Origin of the sequence: Streptomyces sp. Ru72 (genome assembly GCF_002920635.1) — a bacterium.
Classification (GTDB): Bacteria; Actinomycetota; Actinomycetes; order Streptomycetales; family Streptomycetaceae; genus Streptomyces.
In genome coordinates this window covers 105342-127673 of the sequence record NZ_PQSR01000001.1, presented here as the reverse complement: position 1 = coordinate 127673, position 22332 = coordinate 105342, and the positions used below count along the sequence as shown (strand labels likewise).

Annotated in this window: 16 protein-coding genes; 3 read left to right on the top strand and 13 right to left on the bottom strand. The window is 68.7% G+C overall.

The genetic code is table 11. The annotated features are described in order from the left end of the window. Positions 1-12 precede the first annotated feature (12 nt). The 6 genes from C3488_RS00595 to C3488_RS00570 all read right to left on the bottom strand — a co-directional run bounded on the left by C3488_RS00595 (position 13) and on the right by C3488_RS00570 (position 8880). Positions 13-948, bottom strand: a complete 936-nt coding sequence (locus C3488_RS00595) for an anti-sigma factor (protein WP_103837286.1) — start codon at positions 946-948, stop codon at positions 13-15. Then, complete coding sequence (sigM, locus tag C3488_RS00590) at positions 945-1655, bottom strand: RNA polymerase sigma factor SigM (protein WP_103837285.1); 711 nt, start codon at positions 1653-1655, stop codon at positions 945-947. Before sigM ends, C3488_RS00595 begins: the two co-directional genes overlap by 4 nt. Before the next feature lie 168 nt (positions 1656-1823). Continuing rightward, positions 1824-2096: a hypothetical protein gene (locus tag C3488_RS00585; RefSeq protein WP_258053224.1), complete on the bottom strand. Its 273-nt coding sequence runs from the start codon at positions 2094-2096 to the stop codon at positions 1824-1826. Between the two features lie 153 nt (positions 2097-2249). Continuing rightward, the gene (locus tag C3488_RS00580; RefSeq protein WP_103837283.1) at positions 2250-3974 is read right to left on the bottom strand and encodes a protein kinase family protein; all 1725 of its coding nucleotides are present in this window, start codon (positions 3972-3974) and stop codon (positions 2250-2252) included. A gap of 118 nt (positions 3975-4092) precedes the next feature. Continuing rightward, the gene (murJ, locus tag C3488_RS00575; RefSeq protein WP_103837282.1) at positions 4093-6408 is read right to left on the bottom strand and encodes a murein biosynthesis integral membrane protein MurJ; all 2316 of its coding nucleotides are present in this window, start codon (positions 6406-6408) and stop codon (positions 4093-4095) included. Between the two features lie 45 nt (positions 6409-6453). Next, on the bottom strand, positions 6454-8880 hold the full coding sequence (locus C3488_RS00570) for a DUF6049 family protein (RefSeq protein ID WP_103837281.1): 2427 nt from the start codon (positions 8878-8880) through the stop codon (positions 6454-6456). 240 nt (positions 8881-9120) lie between these two features. On the opposite strand from C3488_RS00570, the gene C3488_RS00565 reads away from it, so the two are divergent. Further along, positions 9121-10593, top strand: coding sequence for a CCA tRNA nucleotidyltransferase (locus C3488_RS00565; protein WP_103837280.1), 1473 nt, complete (start codon positions 9121-9123; stop codon positions 10591-10593). A gap of 110 nt (positions 10594-10703) precedes the next feature. On the opposite strand, the gene C3488_RS00560 is transcribed toward C3488_RS00565, so the two are convergent. The 4 genes from C3488_RS00560 to C3488_RS00545 form a co-directional block, all read right to left on the bottom strand. Next, positions 10704-11291 carry a hypothetical protein gene (locus C3488_RS00560; protein WP_103837279.1) on the bottom strand — a complete coding sequence of 196 codons (588 nt, stop codon included), beginning with the start codon at positions 11289-11291 and terminating at the stop codon, positions 10704-10706. 116 nt (positions 11292-11407) lie between these two features. Then, complete coding sequence (locus C3488_RS00555) at positions 11408-12670, bottom strand: MFS transporter (protein ID WP_103837278.1); 1263 nt, start codon at positions 12668-12670, stop codon at positions 11408-11410. 76 nt (positions 12671-12746) lie between these two features. Beyond that, positions 12747-13829 (bottom strand): inositol-3-phosphate synthase, encoded by a 1083-nt coding sequence (locus C3488_RS00550; protein ID WP_103837277.1) that lies wholly within the window; start codon positions 13827-13829, stop codon positions 12747-12749. Positions 13830-13872: 43 nt separating this feature from the next. Beyond that, on the bottom strand, positions 13873-14553 hold the full coding sequence (locus C3488_RS00545; protein ID WP_103837276.1) for a PadR family transcriptional regulator: 681 nt from the start codon (positions 14551-14553) through the stop codon (positions 13873-13875). A gap of 374 nt (positions 14554-14927) precedes the next feature. Between C3488_RS00545 and C3488_RS00540 the strand changes: the two genes are divergently transcribed. After that, positions 14928-17585: a transglycosylase domain-containing protein gene (locus C3488_RS00540; RefSeq protein WP_103837275.1), complete on the top strand. Its 2658-nt coding sequence runs from the start codon at positions 14928-14930 to the stop codon at positions 17583-17585. Between the two features lie 128 nt (positions 17586-17713). After that, positions 17714-19222, top strand: a complete 1509-nt coding sequence (locus tag C3488_RS00535; protein ID WP_103837374.1) for a glycosyltransferase family 87 protein — start codon at positions 17714-17716, stop codon at positions 19220-19222. Between the two features lie 81 nt (positions 19223-19303). On the opposite strand, the gene C3488_RS00530 is transcribed toward C3488_RS00535, so the two are convergent. The 3 genes from C3488_RS00530 to C3488_RS00520 form a co-directional block, all read right to left on the bottom strand. Beyond that, positions 19304-20335 carry an alanine racemase gene (locus C3488_RS00530; protein ID WP_103837274.1) on the bottom strand — a complete coding sequence of 344 codons (1032 nt, stop codon included), beginning with the start codon at positions 20333-20335 and terminating at the stop codon, positions 19304-19306. Positions 20336-20458: 123 nt separating this feature from the next. Continuing rightward, positions 20459-21577 (bottom strand): peptidoglycan bridge formation glycyltransferase FemX, encoded by a 1119-nt coding sequence (femX, locus tag C3488_RS00525; RefSeq protein ID WP_103837273.1) that lies wholly within the window; start codon positions 21575-21577, stop codon positions 20459-20461. Positions 21578-21736: 159 nt separating this feature from the next. Further along, on the bottom strand, positions 21737-22057 hold the full coding sequence (locus C3488_RS00520) for a hypothetical protein (RefSeq protein WP_103837272.1): 321 nt from the start codon (positions 22055-22057) through the stop codon (positions 21737-21739). Positions 22058-22332 lie beyond the last annotated feature (275 nt).

Sequence of the window (22332 nt, the reverse complement as noted above, 5' to 3'; positions counted from 1 at the left end):
GGCCCCGAAAGCTCAGGAGCGGGCGTATGAATGCGTCAGCAGCACCTTGCCTGGGGACCCCGAGGCACGCTTCACGCAGGACGCGTCGACGATGTAGGCCGTGACCTTCGTGCTGTCGGAGGCGTCGGGGGTGACGAGGAGATAGACGAGGGTCCCCTGGTACACGCCCTTGTCGGCGGCGAGGACGCTCTGGTTGGTGGTCACGGCTTGCTGTACGCAGGTCGGCACGTTGACGGTGGTGTCCTGCAGGGTCTTGTTCGGCCGCATGCCTGAGGAACCGGTCGTGCCGGCGTCGGACTGGACGCCCCAGGGCTTTTCACTCGCGGAACTACCCTTGTCCGTCTTCCCGGCGAGCAGGTTGGTGACCTGACTCTGCAGCGTGCCTTCGGAGTAGGTGTGCGCGGAGTCGGTGTGCTCGGGCGTGGCCGCTGTGTTCTTTCCGGTGTCGCTGCCCAGTGTCTGCACCAGCAGGACGCCCAGACCGACGGCCGCAGCTGTGCAGACGGCGGCCACGGCGATAGTCCTGCGACGGCCGCGACGGGTGCGTGAGACGCGGCCCGGTCCGGTGGCCGCGTGGGCATGGCCCGAAGGTCGGTCAGCGGCGGCCGGGGTCGCTGTTTCACGTGAAACATGCGCGGCGATGAGTTGGGGTGAATCGGCATCCGTGCTGTCGGGTGCCGACCCTGGTGCCGCGAGTTCCGGCAGCGCCTCCGCTGCGAGCGCGGTATCGATACGGCTGGCCACATCATCCGGCATGCGCGGCGGGGCCGGAAGCGTGCCGAGGAGTCCGCGGATCTCCTCCAGGGAGTCGTACACGTCCGCGCACAACGGGCACTCGTCCAGATGCCGCCGCAGATCTGCGACACGGGAGGGCGGCAGAAGACCTTCGCCGAGGTCGGAGAGCTCCTCGACGTCCGGGTGCCCGGCCATATCGGTCGTGGATGTCACGCTCGCCCACCTCCGCCCTTCACAGCAGCTGAATCGCTTGGCCCTGCGTCATGTGGTCCTGCTGCGGGTGGGACGGATGCCCCTTGAACGCGGTTCCGTCCACCGCCCGACTTCTTTACGTCCCCGCCGCCCTCCGCACGCAGATGAGTGAGCAGCGGCAGCAGTCTGGCTCTGCCGCGGGCACAGCGACTCTTCACCGTTCCGGTCGGCACATCGAGGATGCGGGCGGCCTCCGCGACCGGGTAGCCCTGCATGTCCACGAGGACGAGCGCGGCACGCTGGTCCGGGGGCAGGGTGCCCAGAGCCTCCAGCAGCTGGCGGTGCAGATCGTTCCGTTCGGCCGGCGCCGAGGCCGACTCATGCGGCTCCAGGAGCTGCTCCAGCCGTTCGGTGTCGTCCACGGGCGAGGTCTTCCTGGAGGCCGCCTTACGGGCGCGGTCCAGGCACGCGTTCACCGTGATCCGGTGCAGCCAGGTGGTGACGGCGGACTGGCCTCGAAACGTGTGGGCGGCCCGGTAGGCGGAGACGAGAGCGTCCTGAACGGCGTCGGCGGCTTCTTCGCGGTCCCCCAGGGTCCGCAGTGCCACGGCCCACAGCCGATCACGGTGCCGCCGCACGATCTCACCGAAGGCATCGGGGTCGCCGTCGACATGACGGGCGAGCAAGTCCCCATCGCTCGCTTCCCCGTACCCGGCACCCTCTGCCATCGGCCCCTCCCCTCGGGGCAACCTTACGGGACTGCTCTCCCCCGACGCGACGGGTCGCGCTGCGAGGGAGCGCCGCCGTGCGCGGTTGCTCAGGGACCTCATTCCAACGGTCCGGATACGACAGGGGGCCTGCCGACGACTCGGTCGGCAGGCCCCCGTGGCACGGTGCTAGCCGCGTCCCCGGGTGTCCTGGGAGACCACCCAGTACACGCCGCACTCGCCCCCGAATCGCCAGGTCCCACGCCCCACCCAGGTGCCGTAGAGCGTCTTGCCGTTGCTGCACTCCGTGATGGATCGAGCTTGTCCGCTCCTCACGGTGCAGGTGGCGCTCCAGGAGTGCGGGGTCTGCTTCCAGTTGCTGCAGCTGTAGTTGCCGGCGGCAGAAGCGGGAGCGGCGGCCGCCACCCCTGCGATGAGGAAGCCGGTGGCCATCGTTGCCATGGCGGCATGGCGCAATGCAGTGAGCTTCAAAGAAACTCTCCCCTGTGTGCCTTGTCGGGCATATGCGTATGGTCGCGAACGCATCACAGATGCATTCATGATCATTTAAGCATCCGCGGCAGAGCCCCGGCCAACCGGCCTCTCGGCGTGACGTCAGCTCGTGAACCTGACCTCGGTGATGGCCTGTTTGTAGCCGGCGTCGCTGTACGAGCTCGGGTCGGCCTCCGAGTACGGCACAGCGGTGAGCCAGACGAGGACATACTGCGTCTTCACCGACTTGTCGATCTTCACCGCGGCAGTGGTTCCGCTTGTCGTGACGGAGCCGATCTTCTTCATCGAGTCCAACGAGGGCGGTGTCAGCGAGTCGGCCGCGTAGAGCTCGACCGTCGTGTGGTCGCCGGAATAACGCAGTCCTACGGACGCTTCGGCCACCTTCTGGGCCGAGCCGAGGTCGTAGACGATGCCCACGCCCGGCTTGAGTGGCGCGATGGGCGGACCTTCTATGAAGGTGCTGGTCTTCCAGTACGTCGAGGTCCTGCCGTCGTACGTCTTGCCGACGTCCTCGGGATGCTGGGCGCTCCCCTTGGCGACGAACTCCTGAGCGCCCTCGATCTTGATCTGCGTGGGCCGCTTTGGCGTGATGCCGCCGTTCTTGTCGTTCCCGTCCGTCGTATGCGTCTGGTTCGTGTTGTCGGACTTCTTGCCCTGGTCCATCAGGACTTCCGCGAGTTGCCAGCTGCCCAGGCCCAGTGCCGCGATCAGCAGCGCCGAGACGGCCCACTTGAGGGCCTTGCCGGTGCGGCTCTGCAGCGGGGGCGGCGGCGCGGGTACGGGCTGCGCGATGCCCGGGTGGGCCGGCGGACGGCCGTACGTGCCCTGCTGGTACGTCGTGCGCTGGTAGTCGGGCGGTGCCGTGAACGACGGCTCCGGCGGGCGGATGCGGGGCATCTCACCGATCGCCTTGACCAGTTCCTCGGGAGTGGTGCACGGAGCCTCGTGGCGGGAGGCGGTGGCACCGTCGTTGGCCAGCGCCCGCATGGCGAGTTCGGACAGACCGCGGTGCACGCCGGCGCGGACCTGGTCCGGGGCGATCAGACCGACGCCCTTGGGCAGCCCGGACAGACCGTAGGCGTCGTCCTCGTAGGGCCAGCGCTGGGTGAGGGCGGCGTACAGGAGCGCGCCGATGGCCTCCGTGTCGGTGCGCTGCGGGGTGTCGGAGCCGATGCCGCGCAGGGCGGCGTTCACCGCGAGGCCGCGGATGCGCCACTGACCTGAGGAGGTGCGCAGGATCGTGCTGGGGTTCAGGCGGAGATGGGAGAGGCCCTCGCGGTGAGCGGCGGCCATCGCTTGGGCCACCTGGGTGACCATCTGGTAGGCGTCGTGGGCTTCCAGCGGCCCGGCGGCGAGCAGCGTGGTCAGCTCGACGGCGTCGGGCAGCCATTCGTGCACGACATAGACGAGGTCGTTCTCCTCGACCGCGTCCAGGACCTGCACGAATCGCGGGTCGCCCAGCAGCGCGGACGAGCGGGCCGCGGCCAGCACGGAACGGGCCCTGGTGTGGTCCGAGGGAAGGACGTGAATACCGACGGCGCGGCGGAGTTTCTCGTCCACCGCACGCCAGCTGCTGAATCCGTCCAGACGGGTGACGCACTCCTCGAGACGGTAGCGTCTGGCGAGCTTGTGGCCGCTGTGCAGTTCGGGTGGTGAGGCCTTCCCGGGACGCTCGGTCCCGCCGCTCCCCTGCGGCTCTTCGCTGTCCGTGTCCCGCTCCCGATCCTGGGCCACCCCGTCGGACGTGGACTGGTCCGCCTTGGCGGTCAGCGGCTCGTCACCGCTGTTGTCTGCCACGTCGACGGCAGCCGTGCTCCGTTCCGCCACCGTCGTACCTGCCTCCCCATCCGTTGCGCGCTGTCCGACGCAGAAACCAATTGTGCCCACAGTCCGCCGCTATGCACGACACGCGGTGGCGGACAATGGTTGTGCGCGTACCCCCGCCTCAGCGCCCCAGGCGCCCGCGGACCATGCCGACCATTGAGTTGAGTTCCTCGATGCGCATCTTGCGTGCGGCGACGTAGAAGACACCGAGAAGCAGGGCGCCACCGCCGACAAGGGCGGCCAGCGAGCCGGCCACCCCCTGCCCCAGCGTGTGGCCGATCTCGTAGCAGGCCGCTCCGCTCAGCAGAGCGGCCGGCACCGAGGCGATGCCGAGCCGTGCGTACGTCCGCAGCACCCGGGCGCCGTCCAGGTCGCCGCCCAGCCGCTTGCGCAGCCGGGCCCAGGCGACGCCGACGCCGATCGCGTACGCGAGGCCGTAGGAGCCCGCCATGCCGATCACGGCCCAGCGGGCCGGGAGGACGAAGTAGCAGACGGCGGAGGCCCCCGCGTTCACGGCGGCCACGATGACCGTGTTGTAGAAGGGGGTGCGGGTGTCCTCGTACGCGTAGAAGGCGCGGAGCACGACGTACTGCACGGAGTACGGGATGAGGCCGAGTCCGAAGGCCATCAGCATGTAGCCCATGTTGGTGGCCGCGCTGGTGCCCGAGGAGCCGAAGATCAGGGTGCACATCGGGATGCCGAGCGAGACGAACCCGAAGGCGATCGGCACGATGGCCACGGCCGTGGTGCGCAGACCCTGGGAGATGTCGTCGCGGACGGCTCCGCCGTCGCCCTCGGCGGCCGAGCGCGAGATGCGCGGCAGCAGGGCGGCCATCAGGGAGACGGTGATGATCGCCTGCGGGAGCCCCCAGATCAGCTGTGCGTTGGCGTAGGCGGCGAAGCCGGTGCCGACGACCGGGGAGTGCTTGCCCGCCGAGGTGGACAGCTGGGAGACGACGAGCGCGCCCGCCTGGTTGGCGAGGACGAACAGGACGGTCCACTTGGCGAGCATCGCGGCCTTGCCGAGGCCATGGCCCTTCCAGTCGAAGCGCGGCCGCAGCCGGAAACCGGTCTCACGCAGGTACGGGATCATCGCCAGGGCCTGTACGACCATGCCGAGCAGCACACCGATTCCGAGCAGTCGCTGCCCCTCCGGCGGGATGTTCGTCACCTCCATCCCGGAGTTGGCCGCGCTGCCGTACACCCAGATGAACGCGCCGAGCGTCACGATGATGACGATGTTGTTCAGGACCGGGGTCCACATCATCGCGCCGAACCTCCCCCGCGCGTTGAGGACCTGCCCCATGACCACGTGGATGCCCATGAAGAAGATCGAGGGCAGGAAATAACGGACGAAGGTGACGCCGACCTCGTTGGCCGCCGGGTCGCTGGCGACCGAGTCGGACAGCAGGCGGATCAGGAAGGGCGCTCCCAGGATCGCGACCACGGTGAGCCCGCCGAGCGTCACCATGACCAGGGTCAGCAGTCGGTTGGCGTACGCCTCGCCGCCGTCCTCGTCCTCCTTCATCGCGCGTACCAGTTGCGGCACGAAGACGGAGTTGAGGCCGCCGCCCACGGTGAGGATGTAGATCATCGTCGGCAGCTGGTAGGCGACCTGGAAGGTGTCGCCGAGGACATGCACGCCGAGTGCCGAGACGATCAGCGCCGAGCGGATGAACCCGGTGAGCCGGGAGACCATCGTGCCCGCCGCCATCACGGCGCTGGACTTCAGCAGGTTAGAAGCCCGCCCGCCCTTCTTCCCTTCGGGCGCGGGTGGCGCGGCGGGCTCGGCGGTCGCCTCGGGCGCGGCCGCCGGTGCCGCATCGGCGGCCGGCGCAGGGGCGGCGTACGTCCGCTCCTGCGGGGACGCCTGGTAGGCCCCGGCCGGGTACGGCCCGGCCGGGCCCTGGCCCTGAGCCGGTGCGGGGCCCGGTACGGACGGCTGCCGCACGTACGGCTGTCCGCCGCCCTGCTGCTGGTCCCTGAACAGGTGCGCGAAGGCGTCCGGCTCGTGGCGCCCATCGCCGGCTTCGGTGACGAGATCGTCGACACCCACGAACTGGGTGGTGCGGGGGTCGTCGCCGTGCGGCAGGTACTGCGAGGGTCCCTCCGGCTCGGGCGCCGGTGGCTGGGCCCACACGTGAGGGTCGGGGGTGTACTGCGGCGTCGGCGGCCGGCCGTACAAGGGTCGCTGCGGCTGGTACGGGCCGGGCGGCGGCGGGGGGTGCGCGGCCCGGTCGTAGAGCGCCTCGGTCACCGGGTCCTGAGCGGAGAGGTCGTGCGCCTGGTACGGGTCCTGGTGGTAGGCGTCCTGCAGGTACATGTCGGCTGGGGGTTGCGGCGGTACCTGACCGGGCTGGGGCGGTGGCGGGCCCTCGGGGTAGCCCGAGCTGCCCACGGCGCCCTGCTCGCGGTCACCGTCGTACGGCGCGTTCATGGTTACCCCACCTCGTTGTCCCCGGGCCCTTGGCCACGACATCGCTCAACGGTCCACTCTCTCACCCGTCCCCGACGGGTCGGTGCTTTCCGGTGCGGTGTCCGGCCCCGGGTCACTCGGGTGCTCCGGGTCGTCTGCCCCGGTCTCCGCGTCCGACTCCTGTGCGGGTGCCGTCGCGGATCCTGCAGTGTCCCCAGTGTCTACGGTGGCGTCGGCGGCCTTGTTCAGACCCCCGTCGTCCGCGTGCTGCGGATCGTCCTGCCGCTCCTCCTCGGCCTGCCGTGCGGCCCGGCGCTTGCGCTGGGTGTACATGCGGAACCCGGCGAGCACCAGCAGCAGGACACCACCGGCGATGACGAGCATCACCGTGGGAGTGATCTCGGTGACGTTCACGTCGAAGGTGATCGGAGGGCCGTATGCCTGCCCGTCCTCGGTGAAGAGCTGGGCGACCACCGCGGCCCGGCCGTTGGCGTTGGCCGTGGTGGTGAACTTCACGGACTGGCTGTGCCCGCCCGAGACGGAGATGGGCTGCTCGTAGTAGGGGCCGTTGCCGATCTTCAAACGCGTCGGTTGCTGGGAGGTGAGCCGCAGGACCAGGTGGTCGACCCCCTGCATGAGATTGTTCTGCACCGTCACGGGGATGGTCGCGCTGCGGCCGGAGAGCTTGGTCTCGGACTTGTCGATCAGCCGGACCTGGTCGGTGAGCCCGTCGAGGTACGACTCCACGCCCTGGCGGAAGGCCGAGGCGTCGGAGGCGTGCCCGCGCCAGGAGGTGGACATCGCGCGGTCTATGGCCCGCCCGAAGGGGGTGACCACTCGTGCGGGGTCGGTCAGGATCACCTTGAAGCTGTCGAGCTTGTCCTGCGTGTTCTCGACCTGCGCGAACGCGGACCGCGGAAGTTCCTGCCTGCGCAGCGAGGAGGGGTAGCGCGACGCGGCCGGCACCTTCGTCGTCGCATCCGGGTCCGGCTTGGCCTTGGCGGCCGCCGACAGATCGGCCGACTCCGACCAGTGGCTGCCCTGCAGGGCCGTCAGCGCCTCCGCCATCGACTGGGCCTGGCCCGCGGACGGCATCCGCGGGGGAGCGACCACGATGCTGCGCTGCCTGTCCGGCTCCTCGAGATTGATCATCAGACTCTGCGCCAGGAAATCCTGCACGGCGAGGGTGGAGTTCGCGGCCGAGGTCATGTCGCCCTCGAACGCGGTCGACAGGCCGTCGTCCGCGACCACCGCCGTGGTGCCGCCCCCGATCGGGCGCGCGGCGGTGGGCGTGTAGGACAGGCCGCCGGTCTCCTGGAGGCTGTCGCTGCGGGCGATCACCTTGTCGGCGCCGGCAGAGGTGGCCACCTTGACGATGGAGGGGTCGATCGCACCGTCCACCGGCCAGGCGAAGTCCGTGTCGGGTTTCACGTGGAGGATGGTCTCCACGGTGCTCGCTGCGACGTCCGTGGCGTCCTTGAGGTGGCTGAGGGAGCCGGTGACGTTCTTGCCGTTGTGGGCGAGCGAGGCCAGGTCGGGGTCGCCGTAGGGCAGAGCGACGACCTCCTTGTTCTGGACCGCCTTCTGAAGGTCGGCGAGCCACTGCTTGGCGACCGCCTGGCTCCTGCCCGCCGTGATCTTGTCGCCGTCGCCTTTGATGCTGTAGCTCCCCGCCATCGCGTCCACGGAGGCGAGCAGGTCGGGATCGACCACCCAGGTGACGTCGAGGTTCCTGCCCTGTGAAAGCAGCTGCGAGAGACGGCCGCCCGGGGAGATCTCCTTGGCGAGGTCGTCGTTCTGGAAGACGGGTGTCTGCTGCTGGTTGGGGAGGGTCTCCGCGGTCATGTGGACATCGGAGACCAGCGGCCACAGGAACGTCGTCTGCGTCTTGGCGGTGGCGTCGTCGGGCTGCCAGGGCAGGAACGTCCGCTGGATGCCGAGCACCTGGTCGTAGGGCTGTGCGGCGGTCCGGCCGGAGAGCGAGACGCCGAGCGGGTAGACCCCGCCGGAGCCGAGGTCCAGCTCCTTGACGGGCACGGAGATGCTGAATTCCTGGGTGGCACCGGGCGCGAGCTGGGCGAACTTCTCGACGTACTTGCCGCCGACCTCCGTGCCGTCGACGCCCGGCAGGTAGCCGGTGCGCCGGGCGACGCTGTCGATGGACGCGCGGTTGGTCAGCTCCTGGCCGACGCGCAGGCCCACGTGGGCGTCGGTGACGGTCTGCTTGCCCTTGTTGGTGACCGTGCCGGAGACGGTGAGGGTGTCGCCGTCGGTCGGCACGCTGGGGCTGAGCGAGTCGAGGGAGACGCTGACCGCTCGGGAGCTGCCGGCCTCCACCGCGGCGCTTCTGACGGCGGCGTGCGCGGCCGGGCCGGCCGACAGCTGCAGCAGGCCGGCCAGCAGGGGTGCGCCCGCGAGCAGCGCTCCGGTACGCCGGAGCCACCGGCGGGCAGGTGAGGGACTCATCCCCTGGAAGTCTGCCGCCTCGGCCACGCGCTCGCCCGTCCCTCGTCGTCAGTGGTCGTCGGAATGTGCGTCCCCGCATGGTAACGATGCGCGCGGAAGGGAAGTGCCGCGGTCCGCACGACAAGATCGAAACGGGAGCCGGGTCGTCCCGTCATGGCGGGACGAAGAAGGCCGACCGCGACTGACTGTCCACGGTCGTTCACGGAACGCTCGTGCCGGTTTAATGCGGGCGCCCGCCATCGCCCGGGACACGTACCCTTTTCTGTTGTGCCGAACGCCAACGAAGACAATCCCCGTGCCCTGAGTCAGGTACAGCAGCGCGCTGTGAGCGAACTGCTGCGGGTCTCCCCTGTCGCCGACGACCTCGCCCGCCGCTTCAAGGAAGCGGGCTTCTCGCTCGCTCTGGTCGGTGGCTCGGTGCGGGACGCCCTCCTCGGCCGGCTCGGCAACGACCTGGACTTCACCACGGACGCTCGCCCCGAGGACGTCCTGAAGATCGTACGCCCGTGGGCGGACGCCACATGGGAGGTCGGGATCGCCTTCGGCACGGTGGGAGCCCAGAAGGACGCCCGCGTCGGAGACGCTGTCCAACGCTTCCAGATCGAGGTGACGACCTACCGGTCGGAGGCCTACGACCGGAACTCACGCAAGCCCGAGGTGTCCTACGGCGACTCCATCGAGGAGGATCTGGTACGGCGCGACTTCACGGTCAACGCGATGGCCGTCGCGCTGCCCGAGAAGGAGTTCATCGACCCGCACCGGGGGCTCGACGATCTCGCCGCCCGAGTGCTGCGCACCCCGGGGACCCCCGAGGAGTCGTTCTCGGACGATCCGCTGCGGATGATGCGGGCCGCCCGCTTCGCGGCCCAGCTGGACTTCGAGGTGGCTCCCGAGGTCGTCACGGCCATGAAGGAGATGGCCGGGCGGATCGAGATCGTCTCCGCCGAGCGCGTACGGGACGAGCTGAACAAGTTGGTCCTGTCCGCCTACCCGCGCAAGGGGCTGACGCTGCTGGTCGAGACGGGGCTCGCCGATCATGTGCTGCCGGAGCTGCCCGCCCTGCGGCTGGAGCGCGACGAGCACCACCGGCACAAGGACGTCTATGACCACACGCTGATCGTCCTGGAGCAGGCGATGGCGCTTGAGCAGGACGGCCCCGATCTGGCGCTGCGGCTCGCCGCGCTGCTGCATGACATCGGAAAGCCGAAGACGCGCCGTTTCGAGAAGGACGGTCGTGTCTCCTTCCACCACCACGAGGTGGTCGGCGCGAAGATGACCAAGAAGCGGATGACGGCGCTGAAGTACCCCAACGAACTGATCAAGGACGTCTCCCGTCTGGTCGAACTGCACCTGCGCTTCCATGGCTACGGCACGGGAGAGTGGACGGACTCGGCGGTGCGCCGGTACGTCCGTGACGCGGGCCCGCTCCTCGACCGTCTCCACAAGCTGACCCGCTCGGACTGCACGACCCGCAACAAGCGCAAAGCGGCCGCGCTCTCACGGGCGTACGACGGCCTGGAGGAGCGCATCGCCCAGCTCCAGGAGCAGGAGGAGCTGGACGCGATCCGCCCCGATCTGGACGGCAACCAGATCATGGAGGTTCTGGGCGTCGGCCCGGGGCCCGTGGTCGGTCGTGCGTACAAGCACATGCTGGAGCTGCGCCTGGAGAACGGCCCGATGGGGCATGACGCTGCGATGTCCGCGCTCAAGGAGTGGTGGGCCGAGCAGAGCGAGGGATAAGGGAACGGGGTCATGTTTCACGTGAAACATGACCCCCGAACGCCACGGCACGCACGAAGGGGCGATGTTTCACGTGAAACATCGCCCCTTCGTGCGTGCCGTGGGCCGCTCTACTTCTTGAGCTCGTTCAGGCACAGCACCACGTCGTGGCCGCCGCCGTACTGGATGTAGGAGATCGTCGCGTCCTTGACGTCCTGACACTTGTTCTCGTCGCTGCTGCCGTCAAACTTCTGGACGACCTTGTACTGGGCGTTGCTCGCGGAGCAGTCGACGTCCTTGAGGTCGGGCTTGGAGTCCGTTCCGTCGTTGTGCATGCACGAGCCCACCGACGTCGTCTCTGCGTCGTCGCGGGTCATGAACCAGCCCGCACCGAACTTGATGACGGCGATGATGACGGCGATGACGATGGCGCCGACGATCCGTATCGCCTTCTTGCCGGCGCGCTTGCCCGGACCCGCCTGCGGAGGCAGCGGCGCCGGAGCACCCTGCTGCTGGGGGAAGGGGGGATACGGCTGCTGCTGCGGGTATCCCTGCTGCTGGGGGTACTCCTGCTGCTGGGGGTACTCCTGCTGTGGCGGATAGGGCTGCTGCGGAGCGTACTGCTGCTGCGCGACTCCCGGCTGGCCGGGCTGCTGCCCCATGGGCGCGGTGGGCTGCTGGGCGTACGGATTCGTGCCCTGGGGCGGCGGAGTGGTCACTTTCGGGGTCCCCCTCGAACGCGGGTGCGCATGGCGCGAAATAAGACGCCCGTAAGCTACAGGTCCGCACTGACAACCTTTAAGTCGCCTGGGGCTCCGTAGCCTTGATGTGACACTTACTGGCGCTCAAAGCGGGACATAGACACAGCAACTGCCGCGTAGACCACGGCGACCATGACGACCAAAGCGGCTGATCGGCCGTCAGGAGGCAACATCACGGCGGCGACCGCGGCCGCGCCGACGAAGGCGATGTTGAAGAGAACGTCGTAGACGGAGAAGATCCGGCCGCGGAAGCCGTCGTCGACCGAGGACTGGACGATCGTGTCGGTGGAGATCTTCGCTCCCTGTGTGGTCAGCCCCAGGACGAACGCGGCCACCAGCATGGGTCCCGCGGCGAACGGCAGGCCGAGCGAGGGCTCCAGCACGGCGGCGGACCCCGCGCACACCGCGATCCAGCGGCCGGGACCGAGACGCCCCGCCGCCCACGGCGTCACCAAGGCCGCGGCGAAGAACCCGGCCCCGGAGATGCCCAGCGCCAGCCCCAGCAGGGTCAGCCCCTGGCGCGGGTTCGAGGACAGGGCATAGCGGCAGAGCATGAGCAGGAGGACGAGCAGCGCGCCGTAGCAGAACCGCATCAGGGTCATCGCGGTGAGCGCCCAGGCGGCCTCCCGGCGCGGAGGCTCCGCGAGATGCCGTACACCGGCCACCAGGTCCCGCATGGTGCCGACCAGCACGGCGCCGAGGCGCGGCTGCACCGCATCCCTGTCCGGGCCCAGCGATTGCGGAGCCAGGCTCAGCGATGCGAGGGCCGATCCCAGATACAGGAGCGCACCCAGCAGCACCACCGCGGCATCGGAGTCCGCGGTCACCAGCCGTACGGCGAAGGCGAGTCCGCCGCCCGCGGTCGCTGCGAGCGTGCCCGCTGTCGGGGAGAGCGAGTTGGCCATCACCAGGCGTTCGGCGTCGACCACCCGTGGCAGCGCCGCGGACAGGCCGGCCAGGACGAAACGGTTGACCGCGGTGACGCACAGCGCGGAGACGTAGAAGAGCCAGTCCGGTACATGGCTCACCATGAGGACGGCGGTCGCGCAGGCCAGCAGGGCGCGCAGCAGGTTGCCGTGGAGAAAGACCTGGCGGCGCCGCCAGCGGTCCAGCAGGACCCCCGCGAAGGGGCCGACGAGGGAGTAGGGCAGCAGCAGCACCGCCATGGCGGAGGCGATGGCGGTGGCCGAGGTCTGCTTCTCGGGGGAGAAGACCACGTACGCGGCGAGCGCGATCTGGTAGACGCCGTCGGCCCCCTGGGACAGCAGCCTTACGGCGAGCAGGCGCCTGAAACCGCTGAATCGCAGAAGGACCCGCAGATCGCGCACGACGGACATGGGGCACAGCCTCACATACGTGCGGGGCCCCCGGGCACACGGCCCGGGGACCCCGGCAACGGGCACGGGAGCGACGTCAGCGCTCGACCTCGCCCCTGATGAACTTCTCGACGTTCTCGCGGGCCTCGTCGTCGAAGTACTGGACCGGCGGGGACTTCATGAAGTACGACGACGCGGACAGCACGGGGCCGCCGATGCCGCGGTCCTTGGCGATCTTGGCCGCGCGCAGGGCGTCGATGATGACACCTGCGGAGTTCGGGGAGTCCCAGACCTCGAGCTTGTACTCCAGGTTCAGCGGGACGTCGCCGAAGGCACGGCCCTCGAGGCGGACGTAGGCCCACTTGCGGTCGTCGAGCCAGGCCACGTAGTCGGACGGGCCGATGTGGACGTTCTTCTCGCCGAGGTCCCGGTCGGGGATCTGGGAGGTGACCGCCTGCGTCTTGGAGATCTTCTTGGACTCCAGGCGGTCGCGCTCGAGCATGTTCTTGAAGTCCATGTTGCCGCCGACGTTCAGCTGCATCGTGCGGTCCAGGATCACGCCCCGGTCCTCGAACAGCTTCGCCATGACGCGGTGCGTGATGGTGGCGCCGACCTGCGACTTGATGTCGTCACCGACGATCGGGACGCCGGCCTCGGTGAACTTGTCGGCCCACTCCTTGGTGCCGGCGATGAAGACCGGAAGGGCGTTGACGAAGGCGACCTTGGCGTCGATGGCGCACTGGGCGTAGAACTTCGCCGCGTCCTCGGAGCCGACGGGCAGGTAGCAGACGAGGACGTCGACCTGCTTGTCCTTGAGGATCTGGACGACGTCGACCGGCTCCTCGGCGGACTCCTCGATGGTGGCGCGGTAGTACTTGCCGAGACCGTCGAGGGTGTGGCCGCGCTGGACCGTCACGCCGGTGGACGGAACGTCGCAGATCTTGATGGTGTTGTTCTCCGAGGCGCCGATGGCGTCCGCGAGGTCGAGGCCGACCTTCTTGGCGTCCACGTCGAACGCGGCGACGAACTCGATGTCGCGCACGTGGTAGTCGCCGAACTGGACGTGCATCAGACCCGGGACCTTGGACGCCGGGTCGGCGTCCTTGTAGTACTCGACTCCCTGCACCAGCGATGCGGCGCAGTTGCCCACGCCGACGATGGCTACGCGAACCGAACCCATTCCGGTTGCTCCCTGTGTGTACGTGTGAGACCCCGACCGGGCCTCACGTGGTGGTGTCGTCGGACGGATCCGGCCGGGTGCTGTCCCGGTGCCGGGGCAGGCCGCCCGTCGCTCCAGATGTGCTGTCAGGAGCGGAGCCGTCGGCAGTGGGACCCCTGAGGTCCCGTCCGGCCCGCTCGCTCTCGATGAGCTCGTTCAGCCAGCGCACTTCGCGCTCCACGGACTCCATCCCGTGGCGCTGGAGCTCGAGGGTGTAGTCGTCGAGGCGCTCCCGGGTGCGCGCCAGGGAGGCACGCATCTTCTCGAGGCGTTCCTCCAGTCGGCTGCGGCGGCCCTCCAGGACGCGCATGCGCACGTCACGGGACGTCTGTCCGAAGAAGGCGAAACGAGCGGCGAAGTGCTCGTCCTCGTACACGTCGGGGCCCGTCTGGGAGAGCAGCTCCTCGAAGTGCTCCTTGCCTTCGGGCGTCAGCCGATAGACGATCTTGGCGCGCCGCCCGGCGAGCGGAGCGGCGCCGGCGTCGTCGGAGGCGCTCCCAGGCTCCTCGGTCAACCAGCCGTTGGCGACCAGCGCCTTGAGACACGGGTAGAGCGTCCCGTAGCTGAACGCGCGGAATACACCCAGTGACGTATTGAGTCGTTTGCGCAGCTCGTAGCCGTGCATCGGAGACTCGCGGAGCAGGCCGAGGACGGCGAACTCAAGGATCCCGGAACGCCGGCTCATGTGCGCCTCCCTCCCCTCGCTGACTCGTCCGCACGACCTTTATGCCGCGCTGATGTATCGACTCGATACATCACGACGATAGAACGCGTCTCCGAGTGGGACAAGAGGAACCACGGTGAACGGGGTCACATCACCGATTCGTAGGACGCAAGTTGCCTGGTTTGGGGTGAAGTTCGGAGCTCGGTCGGTTTTGGCGGTGCGTAGTCTGTGCGGCATGCAAACCACCGGGAACCTAGTGACCTATGGGGGACGTCCTGGTCCTCGGTGCGGTACGGGTGAATGCCGAAACGGCCGCATCCGTACTTCGGGGGGACCGGAAACCAGCCGCCGTTCCAGGCGCGCCAGGATGCGCCTGCCCGAGGAGTAATCGTTCGATGAGCGAGCACCGTCGCAAACCGCCGCAGCCGCAGGGAGGCGGACGTGCCGCGGCCCGACGCGGCCAGTCGGCGTCCCCCGGCCGCCGCGCGGCACCGCGAGGCGCCACCGGGTCTCCGTCCGCCCCCTACGGAGCGGGAGGTGAGGAGCGCCCGTACGGTGGCCGAGCCGAGGCCCGGCGGGCGGCCCGGAGAAACGCGGGCGGCCGACGCAGAGCGGCCGACGGCGCGGGCCGCGGCAGGGGCGCGGCTCCGGCCAAGAAACGCTTCATCGACTACCCGCGCGCGGGCAAGTACGGCGCCGCACGCTGGCTGCCCTCGTGGAAACTGGTCGCGGGGCTGTTCATCGGTTTCATCGGGGGCCTGGTGGCCGTGGCGGGCGTCGGGTACGCGATGGTGAGCGTGCCGGACGTCGCCAAAACCGCGCAGTCCCAGAACAACGTCTACTACTGGGCCGACGGCAGCCAGATGGTCGCCACCGGTGGCGAGACCAACCGCCAGATCATCAACCTCTCGCAGATCCCTCCTGCGATGCGGTGGGCCGTCATCTCCCAGGAGAACAAGACCTTCTACACCGACAGTGGCATCGACCCGAAGGGCATCGCCCGGGCCGTCTTCAACATGGCCACGGGCGGTCAGACCCAGGGTGGCTCCACCATCACCCAGCAGTACGTGAAGAACGCGAGGCTGGACGACCAGTCACAGACGGTCTCCAGGAAGTTCAAGGAGATCTTCATCGCCATCAAGGTGGGGGCCACCGTCAAGAAGGACGACATCCTGGCCGGCTACCTGAATTCCGCGTACTACGGTCGCAACGCCTACGGGATCGAGGCCGCCGCGCACGCGTACTTCAACAAGCCCGCCCTCAAGCTGGACCCCGGCGAGTGCGCCTTCCTGGCGGCGATGCTGAAGGGCGCCACGTACTACGACCCCGCGGGCGCCACATCCATCGACCCGAAGAACGCCACTCCCCAGGCCAACACCAGGCGCGCCACCCTGCAGATGCAGGACACCCTGAACAAGATGGTGCAGTACGGGCATCTGGGCGCCGCGGAACGGGCCAAGTACACGACACTGCCCCAGGTCCAGAACCCGCGGTCGAACACCCGGCTGAGCGGCCAGATCGGTTATCTCGTCGACCTGGCCAACAGCTACCTGGTCACTCACAGCGACACGACGCACATCACCCAGGAAAAGCTGCAGCAGGGCGGATATCAGATCTACACGACCTTCGAGAAGAAGAAGGTCGACGAGCTCGAGGCCGCGGTCAAGAACGTCCAGAAGGCCAACATCAAGCCCGACCTGCACCCGAAAACGGATAAATTCGTCCAGTTCGGCGGGGCTTCGGTGGACCCGGGCACCGGGGCCATCAAGGCGATCTACGGCGGTGAGGACGCGACCAAGCACTTCACCAACAACGCCGACTCGACCGGTGCCCAGGTGGGGTCGACGTTCAAGCCGTTCGTGCTGGCGGCTGCGATGAAGTGGGGCGTCCGCAACCCGGACCTCGGGCCGGAGCAGGCGCAGGACGAGCGGACCGTCGTCTCACCGAAGAGCCTCTACAGCGGCAGGAACAAGCTGAAGATCAAGGAGTACAACGGGGCCGTCTGGAAGAACGAGAAGGGCCAGGAATGGCTGCAGACGAACGACGGCAACGAGTCGGTGGGCGACCCGCCGGACTACAAGATCGACCTGCGTGAGGCGATGCAGTTCTCGGTGAACTCCGCCTATGTGCAGCTGGGCATGGACGTGGGCCTCGACAAGGTGAAGCAGACGGCCCTGGATGCGGGCATCCTGGAGGGCAGCCTGGCCAGCTCGAACTACCCCTCGTTCTCCATCGGTACCTCCTCCCCGAGCGCGATCCGCATGGCCGGTGCCTACGCCACCTTCGCGGCCAGCGGCAAGCAGAACGATCCGTACTCGGTCGACAAGGTCAGCAGCAAGGACGGGGTGGTCTTCCAGCACACCAAGCAGGCCAAGGACGCATTCACCCCAAAGGTCGCCGACAACGTCACGGACGTCCTGAAGACCGTGGTCGACAAGGGCACCGGTACCGCGGCGAAGCTGCCGGGACGTGATGTGGCGGGCAAGACCGGTACGACGGACGGCAACAAGTCCGCGTGGTTCGTCGGGTACACCCCGCAGCTGTCCACCGCGATCAGCATGTTCCGGATGGACGACAACGAGTCCAACAAGAACCGCACGTTCCTGGAGATGTATGGAACGGGCGGGCAGAAGAAGATCCACGGTGCCTCGTTCCCGGCCGAGATCTGGCACGACTACATGGAACAGGCGCTCAAGGGCCAGCCCGCGAAGTCGTTCCCGACGCCGGAGCCCATCGGTACGGTCGTCAACGACACCCCGAGCCCGAGCGTGACGCCCACGCCCTCGCAGAGCGTCACCCAGAGCCCGACACCGAGCGCGAAACCGAGTCCGTCGCTGACCGCACCCTCTCCCTCGCCGAGCGACACCTGCGGCTTCTGGGGCAACAGCCCCTGCAACGGCAACGGAGGGGGCAACGGGAACGGCGGAACGGGCCCGGGCGGCACCGACGCGGGCGGCACGGGCGGAGTGACCACATCGCCGACGGAGTCGACCGGCAACGGGAACACCCGGGGCAACGGCAACGGAGGGATCTTCGCGGGGCCGAACGGATAGTCGTCACCGAATGTGTTTCACGTGAAACACTCTGTTCCACGTGAAACGTCGACCCAGAGGGGCCGTCACACCCACGAGGTGTGGCGGCCCTCGGCGATTTCCTGGCCGGATACGGCAGGATGAGCCTCATGCCCAGTGCAGAGACGACGCGCGTGAGCGTGCCCCAGCCGGATGTGGTGCGGCCGACCAGGGAAGACGAGGTCGCCGCGGCCGGCAGCGAGCTGATCGGCGGGCCCGTCGGACGGCGCTCCCTGCTCGGGACGTCCTGGTGGACGCCCGTGCGGATCGTGGCGCTCGTCGCGATCGGCATGTTCGCCCTCGGCATGGTCCAGAAGCTGCCCTGCTACGACAGCGGCTGGTTCTTCGGCGCCAGCTCGCAGTACACGCACGCCTGCTACTCGGACATTCCGCACCTCTACCAGGGGCGCGGCTTCGCCGACGGGCTCGTGCCCTACTTCGACAAGCTCCCGGGTGACATGGACTACCTCGAGTACCCGGTGCTCACCGGTGTGTTCATGGAGGTCGCCTCCTGGATGACTCCGAGTGGCGGCGGCATCCAGGCCCGCGAGCAGACCTACTGGATGGTCAACGCCGGAATGCTCATGGTGTGCGCAGCGGTCATCGCCGTGTGCACCGCCCGCATCCACCGCAGGCGCCCTTGGGACGGCCTTCTCGTCGCCCTCGCGCCCGCCTTCGCACTGACCGCGACGATCAACTGGGACCTGCTCGCCGTGGCCCTGCTGGCCGCCGCGATGCTGATGTGGTCACGTGGCCGGGCCCTTGCCTTCGGCGTCCTCGTGGGGCTCGCCACGGCCGCCAAGTTCTACCCGTTCCTGGTGCTCGGACCGCTCCTCGTGCTCTGCTGGCGGGCGGGCAGGTGGCGGGCGTACGGGACCGCCGTCCTGGGCGCCGTCGGCGCGTGGCTCGTGGTCAACCTGCCGGTGATGTGGCTCGCCCCCGAGGGCTGGTCCAAGTTCTACCGCTTCAGCCAGGAGCGCGGGGTGGACTTCGGGTCCGTCTTCCTGTTCGTCTCGCGCTGGTTCAACATCGACATCACCGCGGACACCGCCAACACCTACGCGATGATCATGATGGTGCTTGCCTGTGTCGGCATCACCGCGATGACGCTGACCGCTCCGCGCCGCCCGCGCTTCGCCCAGCTCGTCTTCCTGATCGTCGCCGCGTTCATCCTCACCAACAAGGTCTACTCGCCGCAGTACGTGCTGTGGCTGGTCCCCCTCGCCGCACTCGCCCGGCCGCGCTGGCGTGACTTCCTGATCTGGCAGGCCTGCGAGGTCGCGTACTTCCTGGGGATCTGGATGTACCTCGCGTACACAACCAGCGGAGACGCCCACAAGGGCCTGCCGACGGACGGGTACCAGCTCGCCATCGCCGTCCACCTGCTGGGGACGCTCTACCTGTGCGCCGTCGTCGTACGCGACATCTTCCTGCCGGAACGGGACGTGGTGCGCCGGGCCGGCGACGACGACCCGTCCGGAGGTGTACTGGACGGTGCGCCGGACGTCTTCGCGCTCGGAGCCGCCGCCCATCCGCCGCGGCACGCCGCGCATTTCGAGGGGCCGCAGGTGGAGTGGGGCAGCCGCGGCGGGCAGCCGGCTGACGACGGTCCGCGCTGAGCGGACGAGGCGCCAGGCCGTCGCGGACAAGGCCGTACACGAGCTACGTGTACGGCCTTCGTCGTGCTTCCGGCTCTGTGCTCAGCGGTCGACGAGCCGGTCGAACTGCGTGGTCGTGTGCCGCAGATGGGCCACCAGTTCATCACCCACCTTCGGCTCCGTGGCGTCCGCCGGGATGAAAAGGATGGAGACCTGCATGTGCGGCGGCTCGGCGAACCAGCGCTGCTTGCCCGCCCAGACGAACGGCGACAGGTTCCGGTTCACCGTTGCGAGGCCGGCCCGGGCCACTCCCTTGGCGCGCGGCATCACGCCGTGCATGGCCTTGGGGGCCTCCAGGCCCACCCCGTGCGACGTCCCGCCCGCCACGACGACCAGGAAGCCGTCGGAGGCCGCCTTCTGCTGCCGGTAGCCGAAGCGGTCGCCCTTGGACACGCGCGTCACGTCCAGGACCGCCCCGCGGTACTCGGTGGCCTCGTGGTCCCCGAGCCACAGCCGGGTACCGATGCGGGCGCGGAAACGTGTTTGCGGGAACTGCTGCTGCAACCGGGCCAGCTCGTCGGCCTTGAGGTGGCTCACGAACATCGTGTGCAGCGGCAGCCGGGCCGCGCGCAGTCGGTCCATCCAGCCGATGACCTCCTCCACGGCGTCGGAGCCGTCGGTACGGTCCAGCGGCAGGTGGATGGCGAAGCCTTCCAGACGCACGTTCTCTATGGCCGCGTGCAGCTGCGGCAGGTCCTGCTCGCTGACCCCGTGGCGCTTCATCGAGGACATCACCTCGATGACCACCCGGGCGCCCACGAGCCCGTACACGCCGTCCACGGACGACACCGAGCGGATGACGCGGTCCGGCAGCGGCACGGGCTCCTCGCCCCGCCGGAACGGCGTCAGGACCAGCAGGTCGCCGCCGAACCAGTCCTTGATCCGGGCCGCCTCGTACGTCGTGCCCACGGCGAGCATGTCCGCGCCCAGGCGGGTGGCCTCCTCCGCCAGCCGCTCGTGGCCGAACCCGTAGCCGTTGCCCTTGCAGACGGGGACGAGGCCCGGGAACTGCTCCTGCACGTGCTTGTGGTGTGCCCGCCAGCGCGCGGTGTCGACGTAGAGCGTGAGCGCCATGGCCGGTCCCGGAACCTTTCTCGTGGCTGCCGTGTGTCAGAGGTCTGAGAGGGAATTGTGACGGATCCGCCGAACCGGCGGGCCGGTCGGGCCGCTCGTGCGGCCCGGTGCGGGGCTCCGGCGTCAGCGGCGCGACATGTAGATGTCGAGCGCCTTGTGGAGCAGCTTGTTGAGAGGGAAGTCCCACTCGCCGAGGTACTCGGCGGCCTGCCCGCCCGTGCCCACCTTGAACTGGATCAGGCCGAAGAGGTGGTCGGTCTCGTCCAGCGAGTCGGAGATGCCGCGCAGGTCGTAGACGGTGGCACCGAGCGCGTAGGCGTCGCGCAGCATCCGCCACTGCATCGCGTTCGAAGGCCGCACCTCACGACCGATGTTGTCGGAGGCTCCGTAGGAGTACCAGACGTGCCCGCCGACGATCAGCATCGTCGCCGCCGACAGGTTCACACCGTTGTGCCGCGCGAAGTACAGCCGCATACGGTTGGGGTCCTCGCTGTTGAGGGCCGTCCACATGCGCTGGAAGTACGACAGCGGGCGGGGCCGGAAGTGGTCGCGCACCGCGGTGATCTCGTACAGGCGCTGCCACTCCTCGAGGTCGTGGTAGCCGCCCTGGACCACCTCGACGCCCGCCTTCTCGGCCTTCTTGATGTTGCGGCGCCACAACTGGTTGAAGTTCTTGTGGACCTCTTCCAGGGACCGGTTGGCGAGCGGCACCTGGAAGACGTACCGCGGCTGCACGTCGCCGAAGCCGGCGCCGCCGTCCTCGCCCTGCTGCCAGCCCATCCGCCGCAGCTTGTCGGAGACTTCGAACGCGCGCGGCTCGATGAAGTCGGCCTCCAGGTCACGCAGTCGCTTGACGTCCGGGTCCTGGATGCCCTTCTTGATGGTCTCCGCGTTCCACCGCCGGATGATCACCGGCGGTCCCATCTTCACGGAGAAGGCGCCCTGTTGCTTCAGGTGCGCGAGCATCGGCTGGATCCAGTCCTCCAGGTTCGGCGCGAACCAGTTGATCACCGGGCCCTCGGGCAGATACGCCAGGTAGCGCTTGATCTTGGGCAGCTGTCGGTACAACACCAGGCCGACGCCCACCAGTTCGCCGCTCTTGTCGAACCAGCCGAGGTTCTCGGAGCGCCACTCCGCCTTGACGTCTGCCCAGGCCGGGACCTGCATGTGGCTCGCCGCCGGCAGGCTCTGGATGTACGCCAGATGCTGCTCGCGACTGATCGTCCTCAGGGTCAGGCTCATTCGGGGCGCTCCTCGGGCTGGTGTGTCCCCATGGGTACAGGGGCTCCGGCTCTCGCGCCGAAGCCTACTGCGCCCCGCGAGCGCCCCGACTGGCCCTACGCGACCTGTGTGTCCGGCGGGTCGCCTCACGGCCCCGCAGGCCGCGCAGCGGCCCGACGGTCAGTGGCCGACGACCCCGCCGAAGAGACCGCCGTGGGCCATGCCCAGGAAGAAGCCGACGGCCGAGGCACCGAGCCCCAGGATCAGGCCGAAGCGCTCTCGGGTCGTCACGGAGATGTACTGCCCGTAGGCGCCGGTGAAGATCCCCACCAGGCCGGTCCAGGAGCTGATCAGATGCAGGTCCTTGGACACCAGTGCCGTCACGAAGGCCGTGACACCGAGCACCAGGGTCACCGCGAGCAGGGTGTCCTGGACGGGATGGGCCTTGCCGTCCGTGGCGAAGAGGGAACCGGTGGTGTTGGGTCGCAATGCCTGTGCCATGGGGCACCTCCTGCGGAAGGCGGCGCATCGTAGCGCCATACACACCCGATGTGTACAGATTGACGGCCTCCGGGGCCGGATTTCAACCGGAAGCACGTGTGCGGGTACTCTGTACCGTCTGCACCGGTGTCTGCCCAGGCACAGCCTGGTCAACCGTCGACTGGCCTCCGATTGTCAGTGGCGGCTGATTTACTGACAGGCACGGTTGCGTACGCATCACAACCCTCCTGCCACGGAACGACCGTGGCCGCTGAGTCCAAAGGAGGTGGGTTCCA

Bases quoted from the DNA above. Each gene is read 5' to 3' on its own strand.
- sigM (WP_103837285.1), bottom strand. From the start codon at position 1,655: ATGGCAGAGGGTGCCGGGTACGGGGAAGCGAGCGATGGGGACTTGCTC.
- C3488_RS00585 (WP_258053224.1), bottom strand. From the start codon at position 2,096: ATGGCAACGATGGCCACCGGCTTCCTCATCGCAGGGGTGGCGGCCGCC.
- murJ (WP_103837282.1), bottom strand. From the start codon at position 6,408: ATGAACGCGCCGTACGACGGTGACCGCGAGCAGGGCGCCGTGGGCAGC.
- C3488_RS00555 (WP_103837278.1), bottom strand. From the start codon at position 12,670: ATGTCCGTCGTGCGCGATCTGCGGGTCCTTCTGCGATTCAGCGGTTTC.
- C3488_RS00550 (WP_103837277.1), bottom strand. From the start codon at position 13,829: ATGGGTTCGGTTCGCGTAGCCATCGTCGGCGTGGGCAACTGCGCCGCA.
- C3488_RS00545 (WP_103837276.1), bottom strand. From the start codon at position 14,553: ATGAGCCGGCGTTCCGGGATCCTTGAGTTCGCCGTCCTCGGCCTGCTC.
- C3488_RS00540 (WP_103837275.1), top strand. From the start codon at position 14,928: ATGAGCGAGCACCGTCGCAAACCGCCGCAGCCGCAGGGAGGCGGACGT.
- C3488_RS00535 (WP_103837374.1), top strand. From the start codon at position 17,714: ATGCCCAGTGCAGAGACGACGCGCGTGAGCGTGCCCCAGCCGGATGTG.
- C3488_RS00530 (WP_103837274.1), bottom strand. From the start codon at position 20,335: ATGGCGCTCACGCTCTACGTCGACACCGCGCGCTGGCGGGCACACCAC.
- femX (WP_103837273.1), bottom strand. From the start codon at position 21,577: ATGAGCCTGACCCTGAGGACGATCAGTCGCGAGCAGCATCTGGCGTAC.
- C3488_RS00520 (WP_103837272.1), bottom strand. From the start codon at position 22,057: ATGGCACAGGCATTGCGACCCAACACCACCGGTTCCCTCTTCGCCACG.